Consider the following 25,790-nt stretch of genomic DNA (forward strand, 5'->3'; position numbering starts at 1 on the left):
TTATAAAATTTTTAAAATTATAAAATATGAAAAAGATCATCCGATTTGGTTACTTCATGGTCATGATGTTTTTTACCGCCGGTATGGCAAGCATTACTTATGCCCAAAATTTAAGCGTTTTGGCAGAATACCAGCCAGCTGCATTCACGGGATATCCGATGAACGGAACTTTCCAGATTATATTAAATAAAAGCGGTGCGGAAATTGCGGCAAACAATTTCAGATTAATCGTATCTATTCCGCCTCAGGTAGCATGGACGCTTGCTCCCTTTACTGTTCCTAATGGTTTCACAGTTAGTCCGTCATCGACAGCCACATCTCTCGTAATTTTACAAACCGGAAATTATGTAGGCAGTGGAATTCCAGCGAGAAGAGAGTTTATAATTCCTGTAAAAGCAACGGCCGGGATAGCAGCAGGAACGACAAACAATTATACAGTATCCATACAAAAAGATGGATTTGGATATGATGATACAGTTCCCTCAGATGATGATGCAGGTGCACGTGTAACGGTAGCAAGCAATCCTTTACCCGTTACTTTGGCTGCTTTTAATGTAATCCGAGAAGGACAAACTTCGCTTCTGTCATGGTCTACAACATCCGAAGCGAATAGCGAACGGTTTGATGTAGAGCATAGCATAAATGTAAAAAACTGGAATGTTCTTTCTTCTGTAAGTTCAAAAGGTGAAAGTGCTGTTTTGGAAAAGTATTCTTATGTCGATACCGATCCTTCGGAAGGTGAAAATTTTTACAGGTTAAAAATGATTGATAAAGACGGCACCTTTGCATATAGCAGAATACAAAGCATCACGTTTGATGGCTCTCTTGACAAATCTGTGATATACCCGAACCCGGCATCAGATTATTTGAAATTAAATGTTTCAGACCTGAAGAAAATCAAAAGTATAAAAATCTATGATTTGAATGGTAGAGCAGTTTATGCTGCGGCAGGCAATGTGTTAACTAAAACGATTGATATTAGAAAAGTAAGCACAGGATTATATGTCGTTGAAGTAGTTAGTATGAACGGTGAAACCAACACATCTAAAATTTCAATCTTCAAATAAAAATTGTTTAAAATTACAATAAGAAAGGCGGCCGATATGGTCGCCTTTCTTATTGTAATGATTAATAAAAACGATAATTTAATACCCCGTATTCTGTTTCAAATTAGTATTATTTCTAATCTCAACCGTAGGAATCGGGAATAAAAGCTCTCTTGCCGTGATCACAGGTCCGTATGAGAATTTGTGCCCAACGTAATCATCAAAAGTTTTAGTAGCGGTATTGAAACCTTTCCGCAGGCGAACCATATCAAACCAGGTGATATTTTCGAAACACAATTCATACCAGCGTTCCTTCAAAACTTCGGTCCTGAACTGGTCTTTTGAAAGACCAGACAGTGCTGGCAATTGTGCTCTTAATCTTGTCGCATTAAGCGCATCATATGCTTTGGTAGTTGGCGTGCCTGCTTCATTGGCTGCCTCAGCATACATCAGCAAAACATCAGCATAACGGATAACCGGCCAGTTCAGATCGCTGTTGGCGGTAGTGGTTTGTGCGGTTATATCAAAATGTTTGTATAAAAAATATCCACCCAATGCGACTTCCTGATTTCTGTCTGACTGGTTTGTAAATTTTGTAAAAAAGAACTGTTTTTCTTTTGTCCGCAAATCAGCAGGATCATAGGATTTCACGAAGTCTACTGTCGCATAAATTCCTGCCATTTCATCAGAGTAGGCCGAAATATTTTTGTTATAAGGAATGATAAATCCTTGCCAGGTACCTGGAATAATCTGCGTCTTATACTGGATCATAAAAATATTCTCCTCTATGTTTTTCTTGGCAGGATTATGAAGATCATCATAGCTGGTAAACAACTTAAATTGCTTTGAATCAATCACCTCTTCCGCCTTTTTCGCTGCCATATCGTAATATGTACTACCCTTTTGTAATGGATAACCGGCCATTGTAAGATATACTTTTGCAAGCAAGGATTTAACAGCTCCTAAACTTACCTTTCCGGACTGATCAGTCCAGGGCAATCCGGATGCTTCAGCAGTTGTTAAATCGTCTACAATCAACTTATAAATATCTTCTGCTTTTGCCTGCGAAGGCCTTAGTTGTTCAGACTGTAACGAGGTAGGCTCAGTGACTAACGGAATATTACCAAACAACTGCACTAGGTTGAAATAATACCAGGCTCTTAAAAAGTAAGCCTCCCCCATCAATTTTTTTGCTTCCGCAGCATCCATCGTGATACCTGGAATTTTTGCTATGGAAAGATTGGCATTTGCAATTCCTTTGTAATAAAACTGCCAATAGCGAAGACCGTAACCATTGTCAGAAGTATTTTTCAGATCTTTGACAAAATAGCTGTTAACAGCCTGTCCCAAATCTGTGGCTGCCTGTCCTGTCGCAAATTCAGTCATTGACCAATCAGCACCACCAAAACCACTTTCCATGATCTTGCGCATGTTGGCATAAATGGCGTTAACAGAACTTCGGGCATGTTCCGGCTTGGTAAAATAGTTCTCCACAGTAAAATTACTTGGATCGGATTCATCCAAAAAATCGGAGCAGCCAGCCAACCACAACATGCCGGCAAATAATGCCAGTAATGTATATTTTTTTGATATTCGGTTCATTGTTTCTTCTTTTAAAAAGCCTGCAATAAATTATAATCCAATATTTAGACCTACCATAAATACTCTTGGTTTCGGGTAATCATACAAAGTCAGACCCTGATCAAATGGAGCGCTGGAGTTTGAAACCTCAGGATCAAAACCTTTGTATTTTGTGATAACAAAGAAGTTTTGAATGGACCCATAAATCCGCAGACGATCCAGTTTTAACTTTGAAGTAATGGCCGACGAAAATGTATAAGCAAGCAATAGATTACGTCCACGTATAAATGATCCGTCAGTCACTTTATGGCTGTCGTTATTAGTGGTATAATATGCATTAATGGGTCTGATTTGAGCTATTGAGGTGTTTTGATTAGTCTCAGTCCAGGCATTCAATACGGTTTTGTAGCTATTCGCAATTCCTTGTCTGTCCTCAGCCGAATGAATACTTCTATCAAGCACATCGTTGCCATACATATATTGAAGATCAACCGTGAATGAAAATCCCTTGTATTGAAAAGTATTCAGGAAGGTTCCAAAACCGTCTGGAATACCCTTTCCGATGATCGTTCTGTCGTTGTCATTGATTGTACCGTCGTTATTCAAATCCTTATACTTTATATCACCAGGCAACATTCCATATTTCTTGGCTTCGTCAACTTCATTGCTGCCCCAAGTCCCCTGATTTACTCTTCCAAAAAATGATCCAACGGGTTCACCTACCCTGATTACTCCGTTGCCAGAATATATATCACTTCCGCCAGAAAGAGCTACAACTCTATTTTTGTTAACCGAGATATTAAACGTGGTGCTCCATGAGAAATCGCCTGCCTTGATGTTAGTTGAATTTACAGCAAATTCAACTCCCTTGTTTTCCATACTGCCGACGTTGGAAAAAATGCTTGTGTATCCACTGCTGTAAGGCAATGGAGCATCCAGTAACATATTGTTCACTTTTCTGCGGTATAAATCAAGTTCGAAAGTAAGGCGGTTAGAAAACAGACCAAGCTCCAAACCAAAATCTATTTGCTTTGTTTTTTCCCATTGTAAATTCGGGTTCGCCATACGGTCAATTCCTGTTCCGATATTCCGTACTCCACCGAAAATTACGCTATAATCAATTGCTGATGTATTGTTACTCAGACCCGCTAACGCCCTATAAGCAGGGATTTCCGAATTTCCGGTAGCACCATAGCTGGTACGTAACTTTAAATTTGAAATTGCGGGTATATTCTTCATAAACTCTTCTTCCGTGATCCGCCATGCAAGCGCAGCGGATGGGAAAAATGCATACTGGTTTGCTGTTCCGAATTTGGAAGAGCCATCGATACGTCCTGTAAATGTTACCAGATATTTATTAAGCAACCCATAGTTAATACGGGCAAAATACGAGTTTAAACCGTATGCCTGTCCGTTAGAGGATGGAGGCTGAGGGCTGGATCCTGCTCCCAGGTTATAAAACTGAAAATAAGTATCATTAAATCCCTGCGTGGTAGCCTGATTGTCAAACCTGTCAACATGCTGCCACGATAGTCCAGCCATTGCGTTCAGCGAATGTATTTTTGCAAATTCCTTGTGGTAAGTCAGGTAATTTTCAAACTGCCAGGAATTGAATCTGTTGTTTCTGACATAAGCATCACCATTATCAGAAATATACTGCATTCCTTTCGCTGCAAAATAGTCATTGCGCTGATTAATAACATTCGTACCAATTGTAGATTTCAATTCAAGGCCTTCGGCAAAACGAATGGTAGAATACATATTTGCCAGCATTGTTTGCGTTCTTAGATAGTACAATCTGTCAGTGGATACCCTCAGTGGATTGTCACCACCTTCCATACCCGGATAATCACGGTTACTGGCCCAGGTTCCATCTGCATATTTAACAGGGATGATTGGTAATTCTTCCAAAACCTGGCGCATCATAGTAATACCGCCCCCATCGAGCTGGTCAACCTGTTTTTCGTTCTGATCAGTGTAGCCAAGGGTACCTCCAACTTTCAGCCAGCTTTTTATTTGTGTATCAAATACAAAACGGCCCGAAAATCTTTTCTGCCACGAACCACGCGCAATACCATCCTGATTGCGATAGTTCAGAAAAGCACCATAACTTCCTTTTTCATTCCCGTTGGTAATGCCCAGCTGATGGTTTTGGGCGAAGGCTTTTTGAAATGATTCTGCCTGCCAATCCGTATCATATAGCGGATTTCCCTGCGAATCAAATAATTTTGGATTGGTTCTTTTGGTTTTTGGATCGATGTATTTTGTACCCGTTGCCCATCCAACCGGATCATATTTTGCCGCATTGGCATAGGCAAGATCTTCAACGGCAAGAAACTCTTTTGAATTAAGTACTTTCAGTTTTTTTGGTGCAACACCAATGCTGAAATCAGTGTCATAAGTAATTCTTCCACCACCAGGGGTTCCGCGTTTGGTCGTCACCAGGATAACGCCATTAGCACCACGAGCTCCGTAAATAGCTGTGGATGACGCATCTTTTAAAACCTCAATGGAAGCAATGTCATTTGGATTGATATAGTCAATGGGCGTACTGCCGTTTTGCAGATCCACAGCATTAAGTATCACGCCATCAATCACATACAACGGATTGTTAGATACACTTAATGAGCTCGCTCCACGGATACGAATGTTGGCCCTTCCACCCGGCCTCCCTGAATTTGAAGAAACATTTACCCCGGTAACACGACCGGATAGTCCCTGATTAAGAGATGACGCCGGCCGTTCCTGCAAAGCTTCTGCCTTAACGGTACCTACCGCGCCCGTCAAATCAGATTTTTTTACAGCACCGTAACCAACAACCACAACTTCTTCCAATGCATTTTCGTCAGGGGCAAGTTTCAAGGTTATTTTAGATTGACCGCCAACAGTCATTTCCTGAGATTTATAACCTACAAAACTGAAAATCAGCACAGCATTGTCGTCCGGAACATCAAGCTGAAATTCTCCTTCGCCATTCGTTGATGTGCCACGCTGTGTTCCTTTAACAATCACACTAACGCCCGGCAGACCTGCACCTTTTTCATCATTGACTTTACCCGTAATGGTTTTATCAACTGCCGCTGACATCGGATGGCTGTTTAGTGCATTGATAAGGCTTACAGTATTACCTTCGAAAAGCATAGCCGATTCTTTCCTTTCGACGGGTGCTGAAATACTGGTTTTGACCGGCTCTTTACCCTCGATAATTACATAGGTATTCTTGCGTGTCTTTTTGTATTTCAGCCCGTTTTGAGAGAGGATCAGATCCAGGTTTTTTTCAAGCGGTTTTGTGAGATCAACCAAGCCAGTAACAATATTAAGCTGGCCAACCAGACGATCTTCAAAAACAATTTCGACACCATAATGCCGCTGAAGGTCCAGCAACGCATTTTTCAATTTCATCTCCTGCCTTACAGTCGTCACCTGACGTGGAGGCATGGAGGCAAATGCAATGGTCTGGCTTTGAGCCGCCTGCGAAAATTGTGTCGCAAAGGCAAGCCCAATCCCCACCCAGTGCTTACGTGATAGTGTTAATTGCATATTGAAAGGGAGTTAGAAATAGTTAGTGATCTGTTATTACAATGACATTACCAGCCGTTTCAATTTTGAGGTCAAGTACCTCTGAAATTGTTTTAAGCAATTCATCAGCATTTTCGGTTTTGAAATTTCCGGTAATAGTACGCCGCGCTATTTTGTCGTTAGATAAGACAATTTTTTTACCAAAATTTTCCTGTATCATGGCACTGATTTCCATTACAGAAGTAGCATTAAAAATAAATCGCTGTTCCTTCCAGGCACTGAAACTTTTCGCATCTGTATCATTTGTCAATTTAAGTTCACCCGTTTTTTCCAGCGTTACCAGGTCACCAGGTTTCATTAACAACTGCTTTTTTTCACTTCCCTGGTCGTAGTCAATTCTGATCTTGCCACGGCTAAGTGCTACTTTTGTCCCACGCGGACGAGCAAATACTGAAAACTGCGTCCCCAGAACCTCCACCTGAAAAGAATCCGAAGTTTTTACCACAAAACGTTTATGATCTATGGTATGGCTGATTGAAAACTCCGCTTCTCCGTCCAGAATAACATTCCGCACGTCACCGTAAAACCCAAACCGGGGAATTTTTAATCGTGAATTTGCATTAAGCGCTACCCTGCTTCCGTCTTCCAGATAAATCCTTGTTGTTTTACCGTATTCCGTTTCAAAGGTTTTGTATAAAATCATATCCCGGGAAAACCATCCCCAACAAACAAGCACCAGAACGGAGGCTGCTATAAGTCCATACTTCCGAATTCTTGTTGCGTTTAGAGATTGGATGAAAGAGATGTTTTCATCCGGCTCAATGTCGGTGTTCTGATCATCCTGATTTATTCTGTCAAACAGACGGCTCATTGCCTTCTCCTGGTCCGGAATAAACTGTGGAGAACGGGTTTCCCATTCCAAAAGCCATTGATGGAAGGTTTCTGAATTTTCGGTCTTTTTCAACCAGTCTTCTGCGAGTTGTCTTTCAAGCGGATTTGCCCGTCCGGACAAATACTCGAAAACAATATATTTTAAAGGTTCTTTCATGTTATGCTAATTTCAATTCAAGAGATGGGCATACGATGCTCACACGGGCTGAATGCTAAGTGAGTCAAGAAGTAAAAAGAGACAGGGAAGTATCCACTCTCCGGTTAATGCTGTGCGAAGGTGTTTAAGTGCCTTGGAAATGTGAACCTCAACCGTTTTTGGAGAAATATTTAATTCCCGGGCAATTTCATGGTATTTCTTACTTTCAAAACGACTCATCAAAAACACCTTCCGGCATTGCACCGGAAGCTCACCAATAACCTCGTTTACTTTCAGAAAAAGGTGATTGTAGTGAATTTCAGCATCCGGCTGCTGCTGCTGAACGGATATAGAATTTTCAGTATTTACCTCAATCACATCTGTTTTTCCAAATTCACGGCGCAGATGTGTAAAACACTCATTACGAACCGCGCGAAAAAGATAGCTGGTGTAAGATGAGTTGATATGCTCATAAGATTTTGTCCGATAAAACTGAAAGAAAACTTCACTAACAAGATCCTCTGCTATTTGCTTTGAATAAACAAAACGCACTGCATGACTGCACAACGGCTTATAAAATCTCCTGAACAGTAGTTCTAGACCTTTTGATGGATTTTGCTCGAAAGTAGTTTTCAAGAATAATGCAGAATCTATCTCCTGTGAACGAGGTTTTTCTTCAATAGAAGAGGACAGAAAAGGGTTTTCTGTCTTGGGTTCGTCATTTAGCAAAGGATCGCGCATTGAGTCTATCTTTATGTAATAATTAAAAGACTTTTTTGCACTAAAATTCCCCTAGTCAGATTAGAAAATAATTGGAAAAATTTATATTTATTTGGGAAATAAGAATTTCCGGATTGAAAAATTTTCCATATGGCTGTGACTTTTTTAAATGAAAAAGTCTAATTACCAAACTGGCAACGAGCTTTCTATATGAAAATAAAGAATAAAATAGTTTTGTTAATAACAGGAACACTGCTGGCACTGGCAGGAATAAATCTTATTATAGATTCGTCAACAACAAAGAATTTTGGTGTAATTCTGGCATTGTCAGGAGTACTGACCGACATTGCTGTCTTGATCATTCTGATAAAAAACGAAAAGTGGCTTTCTGAACTTTAAGGATCTAAACAAAAAAAGCTGAGTTTGGGAGACTCAGCTTTTGCTATATAGACCTTAAACGGTTTCTATAATTCTTGAATTTCTCTTTCCGACAATCCTGTAAACTCCTGAATAAGGAAAGTGTCCAGTCCTTTATTTTTCATAGCCAGAGCGATTTTCTTTTGGGTCTCTTGCTTGCCTTCTTTAATTCCTACTTTTTTACCTTCTTTAATTCCTTCTTCCATTCCCTCTCTCATCCCTGCAGCCCTTCCTTGCTTAACGGCATAATCCATACCGTTATAGTTATCCCATTTTATTTTTAAACTTTCGTCGTAGGCCATTTTTTCTTTCCCCGTTAGATTGCTGACTTCTGCAATGTTGAACAATTTACTAAAAACTGGTTTACGTAAAAATACAGGAATTTTATCTAACCTGCTCATATTCTTTAACAAAAACAGCCAGTTGTCCAGTTCTGAGTCTAATTCATTTTCCGCTTTTATAAACTTCGGTATTTCGATAAATACGAAACACAGCTTGTCATAAAACGTTTTAAAAGTTTCTGAATTTATCAATTGAACTCTATGCAGATATTGTTCATTATGCGATTCGTCAAAACTGAAATCCATAAGACCAATCAGATAAACCGGTTTCAAATGATAATCCCATTTTGGACCGCCTTTGGGAGCCTGCTGTGTTATTAATGACGAAGTGTAGTATAAAGAACGGTCCTTAAAATATTGCTGGCGAACACGCTGCATTTCAATAATAAACTGTTCGCCATTTGAACCTGTACAAAGCAGATCAAAAATCACTTTTCTGTTTTCGTCCGAGTGACCGAAATGTTCATTTTGATTATATGTGAGATCAAGAATCTGCCTTTCTTCTCCCATAATCTGGTTAAGAAAATCAATCAGTAAATCCTTATTAGGTTCGGACCCGAATAACCTCTTAAATCCGAAATCGGTGAATGGGTCGATAAACCGACCCATAGGTAGTATATCCATATTTGAAGTGTGTGTAAATTCAAAACAAACATACAAAAAAAGGGAGTCAAGTTTTATAGACTTAACTCCCTCCGGAAATTTCCTGAATTATTATTGTTTATAAATTCTTCGCTTTCAATTGTTTAACTGCATAATCCACAGAACGTGCTGAAAATGCCATATAAGTCAGCGACGGGTTTTGGGTTGATGTGGAAGTCATTGACGCGCCATCCGTCACGAATACATTTTTCGCTGCGTGCATCTGGTTCCATTTATTAAGGATTGATGTTTTAGGATCCTTACCCATACGAACACCGCCCATTTCGTGAATATCATTTCCAGGGTTTCTGTGGCCGTCGTGGGAACGGATATTTTTAAAACCGGCATTGGTAAACATTTCTGTAACCTGCTCGATATAATCCTTAATCATCTTTTCATCATTATCGTCATAACCAATATTGATCTTTAATTGAGGGATACCGTAAGCATCTTTTAAATCCTTGTCCAGTGCTACATAGCTACTTTCCTTCGGAATTGTTTCACCCATCATATGAGAACCAACACTCCAGTTGCCATACTTTTTATTCAACAAACTTGCCTTCAAAGATTCGCCTATGTCGCTCCGGTCTGAATAAGTCATTCTATCTGCGCCAAAACCAGCTGCATAACCTCTTAAAAAGTCAGTTTCCTGTTTGTAGACATTTCTGAAACGAGGAATATAACCACTATTAGGACGACGCCCGTCTGTGGTAGAATCCAAAAACCCTTCATATTCACCTGAAATAGAAGCCCGGTAATTATGGAAAGCTACATATTTCCCTAAAACGCCACTATCATTTCCGAGTCCATTTGGAAAACGTGATGAGATTGAATTCATTAAAATTAGATTCGTATTCAATGCCGCAGCATTTACAAAGATAATGTTGGCATAAAATTCCATCATTTCTTTTGTATTCGCATCTATCACACGAACTCCGGTCACTTTCTGTTTTTTATCATCATAAATTACAGAATGTACAACAGAATGCGGACGTAATGTCATATTCCCTGTTTTCATCGCCCAAGGAATTGTTGACGCATTGCTACTGAAATATCCTCCAAATGGACAGCCTCTTTCACAAATCGTACGCGACTGGCATTGCGCGCGTCCCTGGTCCAGGTGAATTTGCTTTGGATCGGTAATGTGGGCAGCGCGGCCTATAATAATGTGACGGTCTTTATATTGTTTGGCAACCGATTCTTTAAAGTATTTTTCAACACAATTCAAATCATGCGGCCTCAGAAATTCTCCGTCTGGCAAAGTATCGATACCATCTTTGTTTCCGGTAATACCAGCAAATTTTTCAACATGGCTATACCACGGCGCAATATCATTATAGCCGATCGGCCATTCTACGGCAAATTTATCTCTGGCCGGCCCTTCAAAATCAAACTGGCTCCAGCGCTGGGTCTGTCTTGCCCAAAGCAATGATTTACCACCAACCTGATAGCCACGAATCCAGTCAAACGGTTTTTCCTGAACGTACGGATGCTCATTGTCTTTCACGAAAAAATGCTGAGACGATTCCTTAAAATTATAACATCTGCTCACAATCGGGTTAGCATCAGTTACCTCTTTCGGCAAACGTTCCCTATGATCAAATTCCCAAGGTTGCATGTTTGTAGTCGGATAATCTACGATATGTTTAACATCCCGACCTCTTTCCAGCACAAGCGTTTTTAGCCCTCTTTCAGTGAGCTCCTTTGCCGACCATCCTCCACTAATCCCAGAACCAATGACGATTGCGTCATAAGTACGGGCTTTTTCACTATCTATATTAAAATTCGCCATTTTATAATTTCTGATACTTTTTTCTAATCTCTGGTTACTTTGCAAAATTTGCTTATAAATATTCCTAGCCTTTCGCGACAGGAACACAACCATGATATCTTCCGGGAATAAATTCAAAATGCGTCAGGTTTGTCATCACATATTCCGACGACATATATCCCTGAATTGTCAGGTTTTTCAGTAGGCCGAAAAAGCTTTTTGTTTCTGAGTCGCTGCTCTTTTCAAGTTCCTGCAAAAGTTGTGTTTGCTGAGTTTTAGAAGCTTCGGTAAATGCTTTCCCAAAACTTTTATTGCTCTGCGCATCCAGGCCTGCAATTCCTTTGGCAAAAACATCCTGCGTTTTTTTATCGTAACAATCTGTTACCATACGCTGAACAAAAGTTGCAACACCTAATTCACCTGCTCCGGGCGTATCCGTTTTGGGAATAATTGCCTCCACAGCAACTTTCAAAATTTCTGCCTGGCCAACACCTGAAAACTTTACATTTCCAAGCGATGAATCATTCCATCCCGAAGCCCAGGCTGGCAAACTCACAATCGCTCCGATGGCTGCGGCCATACCTTTAAGCGCTATCCGTCTTTCCATTTTATTATTTTTCAATGTTTAAAAACTAAGGGTATGCTGTCTTCTATTCTTCCAAAAAGTCCAGATCACGTCCGTGTGTTTCCGGGATGGTAAGAATCGAATAAAAGCCTAAAATAAAACAAATTAATCCAACAAGTGCGCCAGAGTCTATAACAGAAAAAGAACCTTTAAAGGTTGCAAATAAGGTTGTCATCACCACCACCATTCCGCGCACCATGTTTGGAACCGTAGTCGCTGCGGTTGCTCTCAGGTTTGTACCAAATTGCTCTGCTCCGATGGTCACAAACATGGCCCAGTATCCGATCCCAAATCCAAGTAATGTTGCAACGGTATATAAACTTGAAGCTGATTTTATTCCCGTGTATAAATAAATTCCACTGCATATTAACGTAAAAGACATCATAAAAAATACAGCCTTCTTCCGCGATTCGAGCCAGTGACTTAAAAACCCGCTTAAAAAATCACCAACCGAAAGCCCTACATAACACCACATGATCGAAAGTCCGGGTTTAATCGGTTCTGAAATGCCTAATGCTTTTCCAAACTCATTACTGAAAGTGGCCAGGATTCCAATCACAAACCAGGTCGGAAGTCCTATTCCGATACATTTCAGATATCTAATAAATCTGTCTTTATTTGTAAACAAAGCGAAGAAATTACCTTTTGTTATGTGTTTCTGACTTTTGACACCTTCAAAAATACCCGATTCAAAAACCCCGATACGAAGCAGTAACAATGATATTCCCAGACCTCCACCAATGAAATAAGCATTGCGCCACGCAAAAAACTCAACTGTAAAATAGCCGACAATCGCACCTAAAAGACCAATTCCTGCTACAAGGGAAGTACCAATGGCACGTAAATGTTTTGGCAAAATTTCTGAAACCAGGGTAATTCCGGCGCCAAGTTCACCCGCCAGCCCAACGCCAGCGACAAATCGAAGAATTTTATAAGTGGTTGGATCCTGAACAAATCCGCAGGCAATATTGGCAAGTGAATACGTAATGATTGAACCAAAAAGAACTGAAAGTCTGCCTTTTTTATCTCCCAAAATCCCCCAGAGAATTCCGCCTATAAGCAAACCTGTCATTTGCCAGTTCAAAATGCTGGCTCCGGTCAAAGAAATTTCTGTTTCCGAAAGACCAAGTGAGGCCAGACTTGGCAGGCGAACAATACCAAAAAGCAGCAAATCGTAAATGTCTACAAAATAGCCAAGCGCAGCTACAATAACGGGTGCACTGAAAAGATGTGAAAGGTTTGAACGTGGTGTTTCCAGAGTATTCATTCTGTAAATAAAAATTTTTCAGGATTTTATGCAATATTATATAAAATAGCCGGACTATTATCCGGCTATTAGCACTATAATTGATATAAAGTTATCTTAGAATCAGCTTCTGATAAATAAGCATTATAAGCTTACAGTTCCAGACGTTGTTTATCTTTTAAAAGCTGCTCTTTCAATTTGGTATAATCCACTTCCTGAACTGAAACGTTTCTGTCGATGGCCTGAATGGCAGCACTGGCAGCACTTTGTCCCAGTATCATAAAAACAGGCTCCATTCTGATCGATCCATAGGCAATATGAGAGCTGGATACGCAAACAGGAACCAGTAAATTAAGACAATCTTCTTTCTTTGGGGTGATCGAGCCATAGGAAATGCTGTATGGGCTTTTGGTATGCACACCAATATCACCTTCGTTTTGAACAAAACCATCTTCTTTTATATAACGCTGCGCATTGTGAGAATCCAAAGAGTATGAACCCATACCAATAGATTCTGAAACTGCTTTTTTGACCAGGGTTTCATTTTCCGTCATCACGCTCTGGCCTATCATTCGTCGGGCTTCACGTACATAAATCTGATGTGGCCAGCCGCCGTTATCCTTAAATTCATCCTTCGGCAAGCCCCAGTTATTCATTTCTTTGCGCACATCAGCCGGAACTTTGGGATCGTTTGAAAGATAATACATCAAACCTTTTTGATACAGTTCGTGCTCTTTGATAATCGCCTTTCTACGTTCATAAGTCGCTTCCGGATAATCATAATTCATACCGATAAAGTCGGTGCTGAACGGACCGTGATTGTTGGTATCCGTTTTTTTATTTGGAATCGGGTCAAACTTGTCAAAAGTTTCTGTCCAGCCAGCTTTGTAAATTCTTGCCAGCAATTCATATTTGGAAGCATCATATCCCGCAGGTTTTGGAAATGGAATACGATTTTCAGAATTTGCCGATAAACACATCCGGAAGCAATAAGCCTGAATTTTATTATCGCCTTCTCCCTTTTTACCAATTTTTTCAGCTGAAACGTAAGGTAGCAATCCACTTTTCGGGTCACCTTCAATTTTATACGGACTTATATTTTTTTGAAAATAATGATTGTGCTGAAAAACTTCCGGCTGGATTCCATTCCATTCTTCATTATAAACGCTATTGGCTTCACGGCCAACATGATATTTCACACCGGCGGCAGCCATAAGGTCACCCTCATACGTTGCATCGATAAACATTTTTCCGGTAAATGTTTTTCCTGAAAGGGTTTTAATAGAAACGATTTTTCCTTCCTTTTTTATTACCCCTTTCGCACGGTCAAGCCATTCGTCTCTATAAATTTTGATATTATTTTCTTTTACAAAATCTTCAAAAATCTTTTCAGCGACATGCGGTTCGAAGATCCACATGGTTCTGTCCGTTCCGTCCATGGCTGGTGTTCCCTGGCCCTTATTGCCATATTCCTCCTTTTTCTGCCACTTCCATCCTTCCGGTTTATCATATTCCATAAAAACCCGGTGGTAAAATTCTCTCGATAACCCGCCGATCACGGATTTATTGCCAGTATCAGTAAAACCCAGTCCTCCCGCAGAAAGGCCACCTAAATGTTTGTCGGGAGAAACTACAAGTACCGTTTTTCCTTGTTTTACAACCTGAACAGCCGCCGTAATAGCGCCCGAAGTTCCACCGTAAATAATTACATCTGCATTATAAGAATCTTTCGCTTTTTGTGCTGAACAGATTGAAAAAGAAAATGCGAGTATGGCAACTATGGTTAATCTCAAAATTTGTCTCATTACTTATTGGGGTTAGGTTTTAATTATTTGAAATTTGGAACAAACAAAACGGCATCGGCTACCAAAGCACCGTCAGCGCCTTTTGAAGCAATCTTAACATTAGCAGTGTTTCCTTTTGGAAGATTAAATTTGCCGACGTGAAACCATTCTCCGGAAGTTTGCCCTTCCACTACGATGTCAGATTCTCTAACGATAATGTCTTTTGCTGACTTACCATCAGAAATTGTAAGAGCCATTTCTTGCGCCAGTTTGGGTATTTTCGGAAAATAAGCGTAGATGTTATACTCACCGCTTTTATCAATGCTTGGCGTAAAAGTTACCGATCTTGAAGATTTGTTATTGGCATTGGCTACAATAAATGAAGGACCGTAACCGCCCTTTTTCTGAATGGTCCAATCACCTTCTGTTTTCACGTGGCTTTCATCATCATTGTCAACCAGAATTTCTGAAGGCGCATGATTTGCAAGCGGATTGGTTTTCAACTGTTGCTGTAATTTTACCACATCAATTTTTTGAACGGACGTTTTTGCGTCAATCGCCATTACGGCAGCTGCGGCGGAAGATTGTGCAAGCACCATAAATACAGGTTCCATCCGGATAGATCCATAGGCGATATGTGTTGCTGAAAGACATACCGGAACTAACAAATTGCTGCATTCAGATTCTTTTGGGATCAGACAATTATACGAAATCGGATAAGGACCGAAGCCGCCTTGTTCCACATTTCCTTCATTTTTGACCATTCCATTGACAACAATACGCTGACAATTGTGAGAATCCATTGTGTAGGCGGCCATACCTACGCCATCTTTTACTATTTCCTTTCCTTCACAATTTGCCTGCGTCATCACATAATTCCCGATCATTCGACGTGCCTCACGGATATACAATTGTGGCGACCAGTTTCCCGAATCCGTGTACTCATCTTTCGGATATCCCCATTTTAACATTTCCTCACGGATTGATGTGGAAACACGTTCATCATGACCAAAAAAGTAAAGCAAACTTTTGGTATAAGCTTCGTGACTATCGATTATTTTCTTTCTCGTTTTGTAATCGGCATCCGGATAATCATAATCCATGCCAATCATGTCGGTAGAAAAACCACCACGATTGTTAATATCTGTTTTGTTATTTGGCATTTTACTCCAGATAAAATAATCTCCCAGTTTTGTCTTGTTGGGTTGCTTTTGCATTAATCTTACCAAAAGATCAAATTGGGAAGGATCATAATTTTCAGGTCTGGAAACTGGAATGCTGTTTTTCGGATCAGAGGTAAGGCAGATACGGTAGTTATAGGCCTGCACCTTATTATCTCCACTCCCGTTGGGTTCAAGTTTACCAGAATCGATTCCCCATAACAAACCACTTTCGGGTTTTCCGGGAATTTTATAAGGATCAACGCGATACGGCAACTGGTGACCGTCCTGCAACTGAACGCCATTTATGGTTTCCTTGTAATCTGCATTTGCTTCTCTTCCAACTTTGTAAGACACGCCGCTTTTTGCCATCAGATCACCTTCATAAGTACAATCGATAAACATTTTGGCTGAAATAACTTCTTCGGTTTTCTGTTCCGGGTTATCACTTTTTTCCAAAACGATGGACTGGATCATCTTTCCGGTTTTATTGACTTTCGTGATCCTGTGTTGATAGACAACTTTAATCCCGGCTTCGTCCAGATATTGCTGAAGATACTTTTTGGCCACGTGCGGCTCAAAAATCCATTGTTCAAATTTCCCATAATGGGCACCGATCCGGCGATAAAAATCTCTCGACAAACCTGTTATGGCATATTTATTCCCGATATCCGTATAACCAAGTCCGCCTGTTGTCATGCCTCCCAGATGGTTTCCGGGTTCAATGAGGATGACAGATTTACCCATTTTTTTGGCAGTATAAGCTGCAATGACACCAGCCGAAGTGGCTCCGTAAATACAGATATCGGCCTGTTGCGGGGCTTCAGTCTTAAACTGAAACCCCGACAAAACAAAGGCGATGATACAGGCAAGATGCGCCGGTTTTATCTTCATTCTCATCAATATAAAATTAAGAAAGATAGTATTAAAGCTTAATAGCCTGGATTCTGATCCGCTGCCGTAAGTGCTTTGTTATATAAAAGCTCAGAATTCGGGATTGGCCAAAGCATGTGTTTGTCGGCCACCACAATATTTTTAACTTCCAAAATCCGTTGTTTGGCTATACCAAGCCTTTTCAGGTCAAGCCAGCGTTTTCCTTCATACATGGTTTCATAACCGCGCTCCTGCACGACCTTGTCAATGAAGCTGGTTAGTGTAAAATCTGCCAGTTTGAAGTCTACCGGGGAGGCGGCTTCTGCCGGATATCCGTACGCCCGGCGATGTACCTTATTCAGACTTTCCAAAGCTGCGGCCGTGGGAGCAGTATTGGCACGGGCATCAGTTTCCGCATGAAATAAAAGGAGATCAGCGTAACGATACCATGGATAATCATTACCACCGCCGTTGGTAGCATTTGGATCACGGAATTTCCTGTACAAACAGGAATTTGGTCCCAAACCAATATCTACATTGTAAAGAATATGTGTTTTTCTAAGATCCTTAATATCCCATTTCTTGATGACAGAATTGGATACAGAATCTGTATATTGTGCATATACACCACCAGGACCGTAATAATTATAAGCACTGGTTTTCCGGTGTGCATAAGCTACCAGACCAAATCCCTGCTGACGGTTGTATTTAAAGTAGAATATTTCCTCTGGCGTATTGACAACTTCCGGGCCATAGATTTTCTGAAAGTCCTCAGACACTGTAACTGGCACAAGCGAATATTTACCGGAATCTATAACTTCTTTCGCTTTTGTGCTAGAAGATTTCCAATCTTCCTTGTACATATAAATTTCAGAAAGCAACGTTTTAGCTGCCCATTTGGACGGTCTTCCGATAGCGGCCGGAACATCGGGAAGTCCTTTTTCAGCTTCCAGGGCATCACTTAATATCAGATCATAAACCTCCGCAACACTTGATCTTTTCAGGTCGGCGATGGTCATATTTGCCTCTGTGCGTATGGGCACACCAGACCAGTTGCGCACTAAGGCAAAATAAATCAACGAACGTAGATATTTGGCTTCGGCGATGTATTTGGTTTTATCGGCATCTGAAATATTGGTGCCATTCGGCGCATTGGCTATAACCAGATTGGCATTCCGGATCGACTGATAAAAGTTGTCCCAGATCACGCCTACCCTGTTAATGTTGGTATTGTCCAAACCCTGATACAGACTCACGGGAGTCTGGCTGCCACGGGAATTGCCATAATCTGCCAGACCTTCCAGCTGAGACGGATAGTTGATAGACAATCCATTATCTTGGCGCATTGGCCAATAGATGGCATTTACGGCAGCCTCAACTTCGGCAGCTGTATTGTAAAAATTTTCTGACGCCAGCGATTTTGGTTTTTCAACCAGAGAGTCGGTGCAGGAAGCCAGGAAAAGTGCTGAAAATATATAAATCAGTAACTTATTCATATCAATATTTTTTGCTTGTAAAAAAATTAAAACCCAACTCTGATCCCAACTGTGGTTGTTTTGGCAACCGGATAGACATAATGGTCAATCCCCAGCAAAATCGAATTATTACCACCGTATGAATTGATTTCAGGATCGTACCATGAATATTTCGTGATCGTAAAAAGATTCTGGGCACTGACATAGATCTGCGCGTGCGTCATCCATTTAATGTTTAGTTTCGACACCGGAACATTATAGCTCAGCTGAATATTTTTAAATCTCAAAAACGATCCGTTTTCTATAAACCGATCTGAAACCTGTGGCTGGGAAGAGGTTTTGATGACCGGATATTTTGCATTGGTATTGGTCGGCGTCCAGTGATTTTCAAAAACTTCCTTCGGCATATTCAGGGCTTGTCCATAATCATTGGTCTGATTTACGGCGCTCAGGTTAAAAATATCGTTTCCCTGACTACCCTGAACAAAAACCGCGAGATCGAAATTTTTGTAGCTCATGCTAGAACTTAATCCATAAGTAAATTTCGGATTTGGATTTCCGATGATCTTTTTATCACCCGCATCGCGGACGCCGTTGTTATTGAAATCTTCATAAACAACCATCCCTTTTTCATCATATCCTTTTGAAACGTATCCATAAAAAGAACCCAGCGATTCTCCTTCACGCAGAATGTTGATGTTATCGTTCACCACGGAAATATTGATCGCATCCCCAAGAATATCGTTTCCGCCATAAAGTTTGACAACCTTATTTTTGTTGAAAGAAATATTGCCAGCCAGATCCCACTTAAAATCTCCTTCAAAAACTTTTGCATTGGCGGAGAATTCAAAACCTTTGTTTTGTATTTTACCAATATTCTGGATGGTATATGCATAACCGAGTGAAGATGGTAATTGAACGTTGTTCAACAGATCTCTTGTGTTTTTAACATAATAATCCGCGGTAAAACTGAAACGGTTATTTAAGATACTAAAATCAATTCCCGCATCGGTTTGTGCCGTTGTCTCCCATTTTAAAGGGCCTGCAAGTCTTGAAGTTGGAGAATAAGCAGTGGTCAACGCGTCACCAAAAACGACCTGATTTGAAGCAAGCTGATTTAAAGTCTGGTATGGATTGATGGCAGTATTACCAGTTTCGCCATATCCTGCCCGTATTTTAAGATCGGAGATAAAAGGTATTTTTTTAATAAAATCTTCTTCTGCCAATCTCCATGCAAGTGCTGCCGATGGAAAATATCCCCATTTCTGGCCTTCACTATAACGGGATGATCCGTCAGCACGGAAACTTATGGTAGCTAAAATTCTATTGTTAAACGTATAATTAACCCGCGCCAGATAAGACATCAAACTCCACTTTTCATATTTTGACACAGGAATTCCCTGTGTAGATGCCGCACCGATGTCATAACTTTCCTGGGTATTACTGATAAAACCACTCCCGGTCGTATTAAATGCCGTAGATGTATAATCCTGGTAAGTAAAACCGGCAACCGCTGAAATACTGTGTTTGCCAAATTCTTTACGATAACTGGCCGTATTTTCAGTCAAAAGACTGCTTACACGCGTTGTATTTATAAGCGCGCTTCCCTTTGAATTCACAAACCTGTTCGTCGTATAGCCATTTTCCCGGTCGTCTGTACTTTCGATACCACCCAGCGTTTTAAGTATTAAACCAGGAACCGGCTCAAAAGTTACGGCAGCGTTGGCCAGCACTTTGTTTGACTGGATATGGTTCGTCTGCTCATTAATGTAATTCAGCGGATTAACAATGGCGTTCGATCCCCAGGAATAGGTTTCACCAAGATTTGATAGTGTCCCATCCGCTTTATAAGGTGTTACGGTAGGATAACCAGACAATATAGCAGAAAATAACGAACCTCCACGGTTACCTTTTTCCGAATTTTTTCTATCCGAATCAATACGGCTTAATACTGAATTCACATCGAGTTTAAACTTTTTGCCCAGGTCAGAATTGATATTAAACCGAAGAGAATTCCGTTTGTAATTGCTTCCAACAACAATACCATCCTGATTGAAATTACTTCCCGAGACCGAAAATCTCGTTTTTTCACTGCCACCATTTACCGATATCGAATGATTTTGAATGGGTGCAGATTGAAAGATCTGATCCTGCCAGTCGGTTCCTTTTCCAAAACCTGCTATCTGATCCTGGGTAAAATGTGCGGCCAATCCATCATTTGCTGCCTGTTCGTTATAAAACTGGGCATATTGCGTTGCATCCATCAGATCAAGTTTCTTTCTGATTTTCTGAACACCATAATAGCCATCATACTCAACATTGATCCGGCCTGTTTTACCTCTTTTTGTAGTGATCAAAACAACACCGTTTGCTCCTCTTGAACCATAAATGGCAGTGGCGGAGGCATCTTTCAAAACTTCAATGGATTCAATATCAGCATTGTTAAGCAAAGTCGGATTTCCGGAATATGGGAAACCATCCACCACATAAAGTGGCTCGTTACTTCCCTGAATAGAATTGGTACCGCGCACACGAACACTGATAGCACTTCCGGGAGCACCCGTATTTTGAGAAACATAAACCCCCGCCGCTCTACCTGCCAAAGACTGCACCATAGAAGTTGCGGGATAAGCATTAATTTCTCCGGATTTAATGGAGGCAACCGAACCGGTCAAGTCACTTTTCTTAACCTGTCCGTATCCAATCACAACGATTTCCTGTAAGGATTTATCTTCCAAAGCCATACTGATCGTCAGGGTAGCTTGCCCGCCCAAAACGATTTCCTGCGTTTTAAAACCTACAAAACTAAAAACAAGAACTGCCTTTGAAGCGATTTCGTCTCCAACTTCCAGTTGAAATCCACCATCAATATCTGTTGTGGTTCCGGTTTGTGTTCCTTTCAAAACTACACTTACGCCGGGCAGCCCCAAACCTGCCTCATCCAATACTTTTCCCGAAACATTCTTTTTCGGTGCATTACTTTTTGAAGGCAGCTGTGGTTCAGGTAAATTTTCCATTCTTTTCAGAATTATAATTTTACCGGACAATTCATATTGCAGGCCCAGCGGAGTTAAAATATCGTCGAGCACTTCATACAAAGGTTTATTCTGTGCAGTGACGTTCACCTTTCTGCCGGATTGTATCAGCTTTGAGCTAAATACAAACCGCACATCCACTTGTTTTTCAACCTGATTAAGGACTTTTTTTACTTCACTTCCATTTGCATTAATGGAAATTTTCTGGCTTAGCAAAGTCTGGCCGTAGCTGGAATGTGCGTAGCCAGAGCCGATAAACAGTAATGCCAGGATAAATTGTGTAGCCGTTATTCGCATAGTCCAAAGTAATACCTGATGGTATTGTACTGGTTTTTTCATAGATTTGATTGTTTTGTTAAGCTTGAAAATTTGGCAAAATAATCCCCGCCTCCTTTTGGAGGTAAACTGGTGCTAACCTTGGGGAACTTGATTCGGAGTCGGTAATGCGGGAACATTACCGGCTCTTTTTTTTAGTAATTATGTTATAATCTCAAATATTATGATGTTTAGTTTAACAAAATTTTAATTTAATCTGCTGATTATTAAATATTTCAATTTTTACATCCCCCACCTTTTATTATGATCTGACCATCCAGGATTTCATAATTTGCTTCAATGGCTTTGCAGATAATGGTTAACTTTTCGTGAAGCGTCTGATTATCGAGAATGGCGGTTAAGGGACATCCCTTTAATGATTGCTCGTCATAAAGAATGTCGATTCCATAGGTTTTGGCGATCGAATCAAAAACATCGGTAACCGGGGTATCTTCAAAAATAAACTGCGGGATCTGTGCCTTGGGGATAACGATTTCAGGTTCTTCAACCAGTGTTTTAACCATGCGAATCTGATCGCGGGCGTAGATGATTTTTTGGTTGGGCGATAATACTATTCCTTCCAGTTCATGATTTGCAGTCTTATTTTTAATATCCGGGTCCGATTGCGCAAATACGGAAACTCTTCCGGTTTTCACTTCAACCGTTACTTCCTTCGAGGTTTTGTAGGCTTTGATCCTGAAACTTGTCCCCAAAACCTTTGTCACCAATTCATTGGCATATACAAAAAATGGTCGATCTGAATCTTTTGAAATTTCAAAAAAAGCTTCTCCGGCTAAATAAACTTCCCTTTTCTTATTAGCAAAATTTTCAGGATAACGGATTGTGCTAGCAGGTGCCAGGGTAATTTTGCTGCCATCGTTCAAAGTAACTAATATAGAAGCAGATGTGGAGTTCGATTTCTCCGTCAACTTATCACTTATAATTTCCTTCTGAACATTACTTAGCTGATGATTACGATTAAGTCCGGATTTCGCCAACCAGCCAAAAAGAATAATAAAGGTGATTGATGCTGCAATTTTAAACCATACCCTGTGATAAAACGGAATTCTTTGAAACGCAACATTAGACGACTCATCAGTAGAAACAGGTTTCGCTCTGGCAATTGTTTCTTTCACAATTTTTGCGATTTCCTGATTTGATATTTCCGGTTCTTTTACTTGTATTGACAAAACAGCCTGCCGCGCCAGATTGATTTTCTCAGTCATTTCAGGATTTTCAGACAACCATTCTTTCCATTCACCATCGTTTTCACGTGTAGGCGAAAGCACCCACTGGCGAAAGAATGTGTCCCAAATAAGATCTTCTGTCTTGTAATTTTTGTAATGATTCATATCCCTTATGTACATCTACCATACGATAGACAAAAACACATCAGGGATACCATTAAATTTTAAAGTATTTCTAAAAAAATTGATAAAATAATTTTTCAGAGATTTAATAATCGCAAATTATATTAGAAAATGTATAAAAATCAGAATCAAAAGCTCTGATTTCCAATGCTTTTTTAATTGTTTAATTGCGATTTGAAGAAGATTGGATACGGTCTGCGGAGAAATATTCATGACTTCAGAAATCTGGCTGCGATCCATTTCCTGAAAAAATTTCAGATAGATTACCTCTTTTTGTCGTAATGGCAATTCATCGATCAGCTTTTTTAATTTTTGTGTTACAACAAGACTGGATTCATTTTCAATGTATTCTTCTTCCACCGAAAATTCAATCTCAAAATTCCCGTTGATCTCTTCAACAGAATTGTCAGATAGTAACGGTTTCGACATCGAACTCCTATGCATAAGCCGGCGCAAGGATGCCATCATATACGGTTTAACGGCGATATCATGGCTTAAAGTTTGTCTGCGCTCCCATAACACCAGAAAAAGATCCTGGATATTGTCCTTTACAAATTCCTTATCTCTTGAAAACTTACTTCCGTAGTGAAATAATGTACGGAAATGCAACGTCATCAGGTGGTCAAATGCTTCCACTTCTCCGGCAAGAAAACGCTGCCAAATGATTTTATCATCCGGAGCTTCTTTCAAATGGGAAGTAGATTGCATAGATTTTAAGAATTATACCTCAAAATAACACAAGCAGACTACAAATCGCAATAGATTTTATATAATTATTTCTAATAGTTAATTAGCATCGGGTAAAAGTAAGATATTGGTGATATCCCGTATGCGCAAGTTTGTAAAACGCACTCTGCCAACACCGGTCCAGAAGCGGATTTCAAAATTGGCAAGTTTTGTACTTGTGTAGGCTGACGTGCCGGGATATGCACTTGCTTCATCTGCGACTAATTCATTATTAACCCAAAGATCATATTTCCCCGGCATGACTTTGTAATCTGGATTGGCAGCCGTTTCTGGTTTCCTGTAAATCTGCCCGTCAGCAGAATTATTGAGCAGCCAGGTAACTGTTACCGAAGTATTAAGTGGCAAAGGACTGCTCTTTTTATTTGTTTGAATATCGTGTACAACAAATGAAGAAGACAAAAAGTCTATTGAGAATCTGCTGAATAAAATACTGTTGGCAGGAAATGTACTATTGGTCGGTGAAAAATTTTCACCCGAATAAAAGTATAAAGCATTGACATCGGGCACACTGATCTCCTCCACGCTGAAAGTAATCTGGATATATAACGTTTTGGGGTTTGGAGAAAATGGTGTGGCTTTGACAGCTCTTACCAAACCGCCACCAGAAGCTTGCAGCCTGACCATATCCATATAACCCGACCCAAATACAAATTTTGAAAGTGCAGGATTTGTACTAATCAGGTCACTGAATTGGCGTGGGCCTGAAAAGTTTTCCTGCATATAGTTCGTCTGAGCGAGAGAAGGACTGGCTGCAAATATGAGAAGTAATATTTTTAAAGCGACAAACTGTTTGTAATATTTAATCATAATCAGCAAGTTACAATTAAAGGAAACACTGGAAGTTAGACGCTTCCATTGATATCCGTCACTTGCATTTTTGATAAAAACAAAACTCCTTTCCTGAGACAAGCTCAAAAAAGGAGTTCCAAACTATTTCTAACCTTATTTAATTTAAATGAACAATTTTAAATACACGTACCATGCCATCTTCCTGTTCCAGGTGAATAAGGTAAGTTCCGGGAGCATAAGATTTCATGTCAACACGCAACAATGCGGAAGAAACGTGGCCTTCATACATAACTCTTCCGTAAGAATCAATAAGACGGATTTTTCTGACCCTTCTGTTATTGACGACAACTTGAAGGACGTCATTAACCGGATTTGGATATAATTTAGCCCAGGAAAACTCTGGAAAATTGACTGATTCGATCCGGCTGTAAGCAAACGTTCCATCCAGGTCAATCATCTTTAAGCGATAGTAATTCAGTCCTGATTCCGGGATGCTGTCGACAAAACTGTAATTGCTTTTTGTATTGCTATTGCCTGCCGCGTTGACTATTCCCAAATTCACCCATGTTTTGGCATCTGTACTTCGTTCAATTTCAAAATAGTCGCTATTCATTTCTGTTGAAGTAATCCATGTTAGCAAGGAGGTTGAACCTTCTTTTACAGCATCAAATCCGATTAACGTTACTGGTAAGGGCACCGAAATAATATCCATTGTCACCGTGGCAATATTAGCAGACTGTCCGCTTTTGTCACTAACGGTATAGGTAAACGTATCTGCGCCTTCATAGCCCTTATTTGGCCTATACAAAAATTTCCCTCTGCTTTTGTAAATCTGCCCGTGGGTGGGCAGCGTTTTCAGTAACAAGGTGGTAGTATCCAAGGCCGCACAAAGTGACTGATCATTTTGCAGCACATCAAGACTGATGACCTCGTTGTTTTTACCACCCATTCTGTCGTCTACCGCTGAAGGCACATTGTAACTTAGCAAAATTGCAATGGAAATACCGGAGCTGCAACCTTCGGCATTCAGGGCAAAAACAGTATAACTTGCCTCATCGGAAACGACCAGTTCCTGACCCGATTGCCCGGAAACGACTTCCCCATTTTTATGCCATTCATAACGGGTGGCATTGGTTGACTCTGCCTTTAACTTCAAAGTTGTACCCTTACATATAGAAACCGGTTTTGCACCGCTCTGTGCAAAAGCAAGAGCGGGCAAAATCAGCATAATAAATATGGATAAGGTTACGATTTTCATGTATTACACTGCTAAATATCCAAGGATCTGACAAAACCGGAATGAAAGA

The 25,790-nt window shown here is 40.3% G+C and carries 18 protein-coding genes; 2 read left to right on the plus strand and 16 right to left on the minus strand.

Features of this window, described 5'->3' with window-relative positions:
• Positions 1–26: 26 nt before the first annotated feature.
• Positions 27–1,067, plus strand: a complete 1,041-nt coding sequence (locus tag LXL81_RS20355; RefSeq protein WP_234648604.1) for a T9SS type A sorting domain-containing protein — start codon at positions 27–29, stop codon at positions 1,065–1,067.
• 78 nt (positions 1,068–1,145) lie between these two features.
• Here the strand turns inward: LXL81_RS20355 and LXL81_RS20360 are convergent, their stop codons facing one another.
• Genes LXL81_RS20360 through LXL81_RS20375 form a run of 4 tightly spaced genes read right to left on the minus strand, consistent with a single transcriptional unit; the run spans position 1,146 to position 7,914 of the window.
• Positions 1,146–2,648, minus strand: a complete 1,503-nt coding sequence (locus LXL81_RS20360) for a RagB/SusD family nutrient uptake outer membrane protein (protein ID WP_234648605.1) — start codon at positions 2,646–2,648, stop codon at positions 1,146–1,148.
• A gap of 30 nt (positions 2,649–2,678) precedes the next feature.
• The gene (locus LXL81_RS20365; RefSeq protein WP_234648606.1) at positions 2,679–6,167 is read right to left on the minus strand and encodes a SusC/RagA family TonB-linked outer membrane protein; all 3,489 of its coding nucleotides are present in this window, start codon (positions 6,165–6,167) and stop codon (positions 2,679–2,681) included.
• A 22-nt stretch (positions 6,168–6,189) separates the two neighbouring features.
• The gene (locus LXL81_RS20370; RefSeq protein ID WP_234648607.1) at positions 6,190–7,194 is read right to left on the minus strand and encodes a FecR family protein; all 1,005 of its coding nucleotides are present in this window, start codon (positions 7,192–7,194) and stop codon (positions 6,190–6,192) included.
• A 39-nt stretch (positions 7,195–7,233) separates the two neighbouring features.
• Entirely contained in the window at positions 7,234–7,914 is a 681-nt protein-coding gene (locus tag LXL81_RS20375) for an RNA polymerase sigma-70 factor (protein WP_234648608.1), read from the minus strand.
• Positions 7,915–8,103: 189 nt separating this feature from the next.
• Between LXL81_RS20375 and LXL81_RS20380 the strand changes: the two genes are divergently transcribed.
• Entirely contained in the window at positions 8,104–8,292 is a 189-nt protein-coding gene (locus LXL81_RS20380; RefSeq protein ID WP_234648609.1) for a hypothetical protein, read from the plus strand.
• 65 nt (positions 8,293–8,357) lie between these two features.
• Here LXL81_RS20380 and LXL81_RS20385 read toward each other — a convergent pair whose 3' ends face one another.
• The 12 genes from LXL81_RS20385 to LXL81_RS20440 form a co-directional block, all read right to left on the minus strand.
• Entirely contained in the window at positions 8,358–9,275 is a 918-nt protein-coding gene (locus LXL81_RS20385) for an Rpn family recombination-promoting nuclease/putative transposase (protein ID WP_234648610.1), read from the minus strand.
• 97 nt (positions 9,276–9,372) lie between these two features.
• Complete coding sequence (locus LXL81_RS20390; RefSeq protein WP_234648611.1) at positions 9,373–11,085, minus strand: GMC oxidoreductase; 1,713 nt, start codon at positions 11,083–11,085, stop codon at positions 9,373–9,375.
• Between the two features lie 64 nt (positions 11,086–11,149).
• Positions 11,150–11,671: a gluconate 2-dehydrogenase subunit 3 family protein gene (locus tag LXL81_RS20395; protein ID WP_234648612.1), complete on the minus strand. Its 522-nt coding sequence runs from the start codon at positions 11,669–11,671 to the stop codon at positions 11,150–11,152.
• 43 nt (positions 11,672–11,714) lie between these two features.
• Positions 11,715–12,956 carry an MFS transporter gene (locus LXL81_RS20400; protein WP_234648613.1) on the minus strand — a complete coding sequence of 414 codons (1,242 nt, stop codon included), beginning with the start codon at positions 12,954–12,956 and terminating at the stop codon, positions 11,715–11,717.
• A gap of 131 nt (positions 12,957–13,087) precedes the next feature.
• Entirely contained in the window at positions 13,088–14,740 is a 1,653-nt protein-coding gene (locus LXL81_RS20405) for an FAD-dependent oxidoreductase (protein WP_234648614.1), read from the minus strand.
• Positions 14,741–14,763: 23 nt separating this feature from the next.
• Complete coding sequence (locus LXL81_RS20410; RefSeq protein ID WP_234648615.1) at positions 14,764–16,773, minus strand: FAD-dependent oxidoreductase; 2,010 nt, start codon at positions 16,771–16,773, stop codon at positions 14,764–14,766.
• A gap of 38 nt (positions 16,774–16,811) precedes the next feature.
• Entirely contained in the window at positions 16,812–18,248 is a 1,437-nt protein-coding gene (locus LXL81_RS20415; protein WP_234648616.1) for a RagB/SusD family nutrient uptake outer membrane protein, read from the minus strand.
• Positions 18,249–18,274: 26 nt separating this feature from the next.
• On the minus strand, positions 18,275–21,601 hold the full coding sequence (locus LXL81_RS20420) for a TonB-dependent receptor (protein WP_234648617.1): 3,327 nt from the start codon (positions 21,599–21,601) through the stop codon (positions 18,275–18,277).
• Positions 21,602–21,813: 212 nt separating this feature from the next.
• Positions 21,814–22,929 carry a FecR family protein gene (locus LXL81_RS20425; RefSeq protein ID WP_234648618.1) on the minus strand — a complete coding sequence of 372 codons (1,116 nt, stop codon included), beginning with the start codon at positions 22,927–22,929 and terminating at the stop codon, positions 21,814–21,816.
• Between the two features lie 117 nt (positions 22,930–23,046).
• Entirely contained in the window at positions 23,047–23,655 is a 609-nt protein-coding gene (locus LXL81_RS20430) for an RNA polymerase sigma factor (protein ID WP_234648619.1), read from the minus strand.
• 78 nt (positions 23,656–23,733) lie between these two features.
• Positions 23,734–24,501: a T9SS C-terminal target domain-containing protein gene (locus tag LXL81_RS20435; RefSeq protein WP_234648620.1), complete on the minus strand. Its 768-nt coding sequence runs from the start codon at positions 24,499–24,501 to the stop codon at positions 23,734–23,736.
• A gap of 139 nt (positions 24,502–24,640) precedes the next feature.
• On the minus strand, positions 24,641–25,741 hold the full coding sequence (locus tag LXL81_RS20440; protein WP_234648621.1) for an Ig-like domain-containing protein: 1,101 nt from the start codon (positions 25,739–25,741) through the stop codon (positions 24,641–24,643).
• Between the last annotated feature and the right edge of the window lie 49 nt (positions 25,742–25,790).

Source organism: Dyadobacter sp. CY356 (assembly GCF_021440195.1).
GTDB lineage: Bacteria > Bacteroidota > Bacteroidia > Cytophagales > Spirosomataceae > Dyadobacter.